The organism is Maribacter sp. ACAM166 (assembly GCF_005771495.1).
Lineage (GTDB): Bacteria > Bacteroidota > Bacteroidia > Flavobacteriales > Flavobacteriaceae > Maribacter.
Map to the genome: position 1 here is coordinate 1 of NZ_VAUW01000075.1, position 5,630 is coordinate 5,630.

The 5,630-nt window shown below is 49.5% G+C and carries 2 tRNA genes and 3 rRNA genes; all 5 read left to right on the forward strand.

What is annotated here, in order from left to right:
- The first annotated feature begins 298 nt into the window (after positions 1-298).
- A 16S ribosomal RNA gene (locus ES765_RS21180) occupies positions 299-1,823 on the forward strand.
- A 174-nt stretch (positions 1,824-1,997) separates the two neighbouring features.
- Positions 1,998-2,071, forward strand: a tRNA-Ile gene (locus tag ES765_RS21185).
- A 123-nt stretch (positions 2,072-2,194) separates the two neighbouring features.
- A tRNA-Ala gene (locus ES765_RS21190) sits at positions 2,195-2,268 on the forward strand.
- 189 nt (positions 2,269-2,457) lie between these two features.
- Positions 2,458-5,292 (forward strand): 23S ribosomal RNA (locus ES765_RS21195).
- 168 nt (positions 5,293-5,460) lie between these two features.
- Positions 5,461-5,572: ribosomal RNA gene (rrf, locus tag ES765_RS21200) — 5S ribosomal RNA — on the forward strand.
- Together the 16S, 23S and 5S rRNA genes with 2 tRNA genes alongside form the textbook arrangement of a ribosomal RNA operon.
- Positions 5,573-5,630 lie beyond the last annotated feature (58 nt).

A 5,630-nucleotide genomic window follows, 5' to 3' on the forward strand; every position in this document is an offset into this window, starting at 1 on the left:
TTTTTTCTTAAAAAAGTTGTCGGGTTAAGAAACAGTTGTATATTTGCAGCCGCTTAGGGAAACACCTAAGGGAAACAGAGGTCTAAAAGTCGAGAGATGGAAGTCCTTTTATAGAAGTTCATTGAAATATTGTGGAGATAAGAATTGGGACAGGTGAGGACCTGTTTCGAGGAACAAGAATTAAGGAAACATACAATTTATATATGTATTGGGTGAGAGTCTGATATTATAAGGAATTGAATCGAGAGTCGGGGCCGGGAGAATTTTTTACTTCGTTGGGACGAATATATACAAAACAACGATGAAGAGTTTGATCCTGGCTCAGGATGAACGCTAGCGGCAGGCCTAACACATGCAAGTCGAGGGGTAACAGGGAGCTTGCTCCGCTGACGACCGGCGCACGGGTGCGCACCGCGTATGGAACCTACCTTCTACAGGGGAATAGCCCAGGGAAACTTGGATTAATGCCCCGTGGTACTATTATATGGCATCATATTATAGTTAAAGCCTTCGGGCGGTAGAAGATGGCCATGCGTCCCATTAGCTTGATGGTAAGGTAACGGCTTACCATGGCTACGATGGGTAGGGGCCCTGAGAGGGGGATCCCCCACACTGGTACTGAGACACGGACCAGACTCCTACGGGAGGCAGCAGTGAGGAATATTGGACAATGGAGGAGACTCTGATCCAGCCATGCCGCGTGCAGGAAGAATGCCCTATGGGTAGTAAACTGCTTTTATACGGGAAGAAAAAGGGGCACGTGTGCCCTACTGACGGTACCGTAAGAATAAGGACCGGCTAACTCCGTGCCAGCAGCCGCGGTAATACGGAGGGTCCGAGCGTTATCCGGAATTATTGGGTTTAAAGGGTCCGTAGGCGGGCGATTAAGTCAGTGGTGAAAGTCTGTAGCTCAACTATAGAATTGCCTTTGATACTGGTCGTCTTGAGTTATAGTGAAGTTGCCGGAATATGTAGTGTAGCGGTGAAATGCATAGATATTACATAGAACACCGATTGCGAAGGCAGGTGACTAACTATATACTGACGCTGAGGGACGAAAGCGTGGGGAGCGAACAGGATTAGATACCCTGGTAGTCCACGCCGTAAACGATGGATACTAGCTGTCCGGAACCTTGAGTTCTGGGCGGCCAAGCGAAAGTGATAAGTATCCCACCTGGGGAGTACGTTCGCAAGAATGAAACTCAAAGGAATTGACGGGGGCCCGCACAAGCGGTGGAGCATGTGGTTTAATTCGATGATACGCGAGGAACCTTACCAGGGCTTAAATGCATTTTGACAGGGGTAGAGATACCTTTTCCTTCGGGCAATTTGCAAGGTGCTGCATGGTTGTCGTCAGCTCGTGCCGTGAGGTGTCAGGTTAAGTCCTATAACGAGCGCAACCCCTACTGTTAGTTGCCAGCATGTCATGATGGGGACTCTAACGGGACTGCCGGTGCAAACCGTGAGGAAGGTGGGGATGACGTCAAATCATCACGGCCCTTACGTCCTGGGCCACACACGTGCTACAATGGCCGGTACAGAGAGCAGCCATGCCGCAAGGCAGAGCGAATCTATAAAACCGGTCACAGTTCGGATCGGGGTCTGCAACTCGACCCCGTGAAGCTGGAATCGCTAGTAATCGGATATCAGCCATGATCCGGTGAATACGTTCCCGGGCCTTGTACACACCGCCCGTCAAGCCATGGAAGCCGGGAGTGCCTGAAGTCCGTCACCGTAAGGAGCGGCCTAGGGCAAGATTGGTAACTAGGGCTAAGTCGTAACAAGGTAGCCGTACCGGAAGGTGCGGCTGGAACACCTCCTTTCTAGAGATTGTCCTTTTAAGGACAGTCCCTGATGAAGTAAAGAAGGAACTACGGTCCCGGTCTTTTGATTTAATATATTGTTTTCTTTAGTAATTGTTCAAGTTATACCATCTCCATAATTATAATATATAAGTAAATGCCGCTGATGTCCGTAAGGGCAAAAGAGGTAGGGACAGTCCCATAGCTCAGCTGGTTAGAGCGCTACACTGATAATGTAGAGGTCGGCAGTTCGAGTCTGCCTGGGACTACAAGAAGCCCAAGGGTTTTGAGAGGAATCCGGGCAACGTTCATATAGATTGAAATACTGAATAGGAAATTTTAGAAGTTGTGCTACCTGTCAACTATAAACTGGCAACTGCCAACTTATAAAAGGGGGATTAGCTCAGCTGGCTAGAGCGCCTGCCTTGCACGCAGGAGGTCATCGGTTCGACTCCGATATTCTCCACAATCCAGTTTGCAGCTTGCAGTTTGCAGTTTTTACTGCTTACTGAGTACTGATACTGCGTACTGAGTAAACGTTCATTGACATATTGGAACAGGTGGTAAGATTTTATCTTACCGACCTAAAAAAGAAAGAAACACGAATCTTTATTAAGTAAAGAGTACGAATAAATTAGAATAGATTAAAGATCTGGCGACAAGCTGGAAAAGGGCGTATGGGGAATGCCTAGGCTCTCAGAGGCGAAGAAGGACGTGATAAGCTGCGAAAAGCTACGGGGATCGGCACACACGATATGATCCGTAGATATCCGAATGGGGCAACCCGGCATATTGAAGATATGTCATGCAGTAATGCAAGCAAACCCGGGGAACTGAAACATCTAAGTACCCGGAGGAGGAGAAAACAAAAGTGATTCCGATAGTAGCGGCGAGCGAAATTGGATTAGTCCAAACCGTACATGTTTCGGCATGTGCGGGGTTGTAGGACCACGACATTCGAGATGCAATGAACTAGAACGCTTTGGAAATAGCGACCATAGAGGGTGATAGTCCCGTATAGGTAAAGAACATTTAGATAGTGGTATCCTGAGTAGTGCGGGGCACGTGAAACCCTGTATGAATCCGGCGGGACCATCCGCCAAGACTAAATACTCCTGAGAGACCGATAGTGAACCAGTACCGTGAGGGAAAGGTGAAAAGAACCGTGAATAACGGAGTGAAATAGATCCTGAAACCATACGCTTACAAGCGGTCGGAGCCCATATGGGTGACGGCGTGCCTTTTGCATAATGAGCCTACGAGTTACTTTTACTGGCAAGGTTAAGTTCTTCAGGAACGGAGCCGTAGCGAAAGCGAGTCTTAATAGGGCGCCATAGTCAGTAGTAGTAGACGCGAAACCGTGCGATCTACCCATGGGCAGGTTGAAGCTGTGGTAACACATAGTGGAGGACCGAACCCGTTGACGTTGAAAAGTCTTGGGATGACCTGTGGGTAGGGGTGAAAGGCCAATCAAGCTCGGAAATAGCTCGTACTCCCCGAAATGCATTTAGGTGCAGCGTGTAGATAGTTTTATAGAGGTAGAGCTACTGATTGGATGCGGGGGCTTCACCGCCTACCAATTCCTGACAAACTCCGAATGCTATAAAATGTTTCTGCGCAGTGAGGGCATGGGTGCTAAGGTCCATGTCCGAGAGGGAAAGAACCCAGATCACCGGCTAAGGTCCCAAAGTATATACTAAGTTGATATAACGAGGTGGAACTGCATTGACAGCCAGGATGTTGGCTTGGAAGCAGCCATTCATTTAAAGAGTGCGTAACAGCTCACTGGTCGAGCGGTTCTGCATGGATAATAATCGGGCATAAGTATATCACCGAAGCTGTGACTTCATATTTATATGAGGGGTAGGGGAGCATTGTAATTGCGTCGAAGGTGTACCTGCGAGGGATGCTGGAGCGATTACAAACGAAAATGTAGGCATAAGTAACGATAATGCGGGCGAGAAACCCGCACGCCGAAAGACCAAGGTTTCCCCAGCTATGCTAATCAGCTGGGGGTCAGTCGGGACCTAACGCGAACCCGAAGGGGATAGTGGATGGACAACAGATTAATATTTCTGTACCTGCTCACGCTAAAAGTGACGGAGGCGAGAAGTTGGTGCGTACAGACGGAATTGTACGTTGAAGCGAGTGGTAACACCGCGATAGTACACCGAGACCACGGTCAAGGTGATAATCCAGCATATCGACTTCCAAGAAAAGCAAGTGAAGCAGCCCGTACCGTAAACCGACACAGGTGGTTGGGATGAGTATTCTAAGGCGCTCGAGAGATTCATGGCTAAGGAACTAGGCAAAATAGACCCGTAACTTCGGGAGAAGGGTCGCCCCCCTTATGGGGGGGCCGCAGTGAAGAGGTCCAGGCGACTGTTTATCAAAAACACAGGGCTCTGCAAAATCGAAAGATGAAGTATAGGGCCTGACACCTGCCCGGTGCTGGAAGGTTAAGAGGAGATGTCATTCCTTCGGGGAGAAGCATTGAATTGAAGCCCCAGTAAACGGCGGCCGTAACTATAACGGTCCTAAGGTAGCGAAATTCCTTGTCGGGTAAGTTCCGACCTGCACGAATGGTGCAACGATCTGGACACTGTCTCGGCCATGAGCTCGGTGAAATTGTAGTATCGGTGAAGATGCCGGTTACCCGCAGTGGGACGAAAAGACCCCGTGCACCTTTACTATAGCTTCGTATTGACCTTGGTCAAGCAATGTGTAGGATAGCTGGGAGACTTTGAAGCTGCATCGCTAGGTGTGGTGGAGTCATTGTTGAAATACCAGCCTTTGCTTGTCCGAGGCCTAACTCTCAAACGAGAGAACAGTGCGTGGTGGGTAGTTTGACTGGGGTGGTCGCCTCCAAAAGAGTAACGGAGGCTTCTAAAGGTGCCCTCAATACGGTTGGCAATCGTGTGTAGAGTGCAATGGCACAAGGGCGCTTGACTGGGAGACATACATGTCGATCAGGTTGGAAACAAGAGCATAGTGATCCGGTGGTTCCGCATGGAAGGGCCATCGCTCAAAGGATAAAAGGTACGCCGGGGATAACAGGCTGATCTCCCCCAAGAGCTCATATCGACGGGGGGGTTTGGCACCTCGATGTCGGCTCGTCACATCCTGGGGCTGGAGAAGGTCCCAAGGGTTGGGCTGTTCGCCCATTAAAGTGGCACGCGAGCTGGGTTCAGAACGTCGTGAGACAGTTCGGTCTCTATCTACTGCGGGCGTTAGAAATCTGAGTGGAGCTGACCCTAGTACGAGAGGACCGGGTCGGACTGACCGCTGGTGCACCAGTTGTTCCGCCAGGAGCATCGCTGGGTAGCTATGTCGGGATTGGATAAGCGCTGAAAGCATATAAGCGCGAAACCAGCCACAAGATGAGATTTCTTTAAAGGGCCGTGGGAGATTACCACGTTGATAGGCTATAGGTGGAAGGGCAGTAATGTCTGCAGCCGAGTAGTACTAATTGCCCGTCAGGCTTGCGCACACGCTTGTCCTCTTCTTCGGAAGGGGACGGCAACGATCTTTATCTCTTTCTTTTTTAATCAGCTCACTTATATACTATACGTGTTGCTTTCCTTTATAGGAATCCTGTTCCATTCATGTCAACGATATTGCGGCGAAGGCCGCGACCGAGAATATCTCGATCTAAAACTTAGGTGGCCATGGCGACGGGGCCCACCCCTTACCATTCCGAACAGGGAAGTTAAGACCGTTTGCGCCGATGGTACTGCTATATCAAGTGGGAGAGTAGGTAGCCGCCTTTTTCGAAAGCCCCTTACAGAAATGTAAGGGGCTTTTTTTATACCCGAAATCCAGATGGCC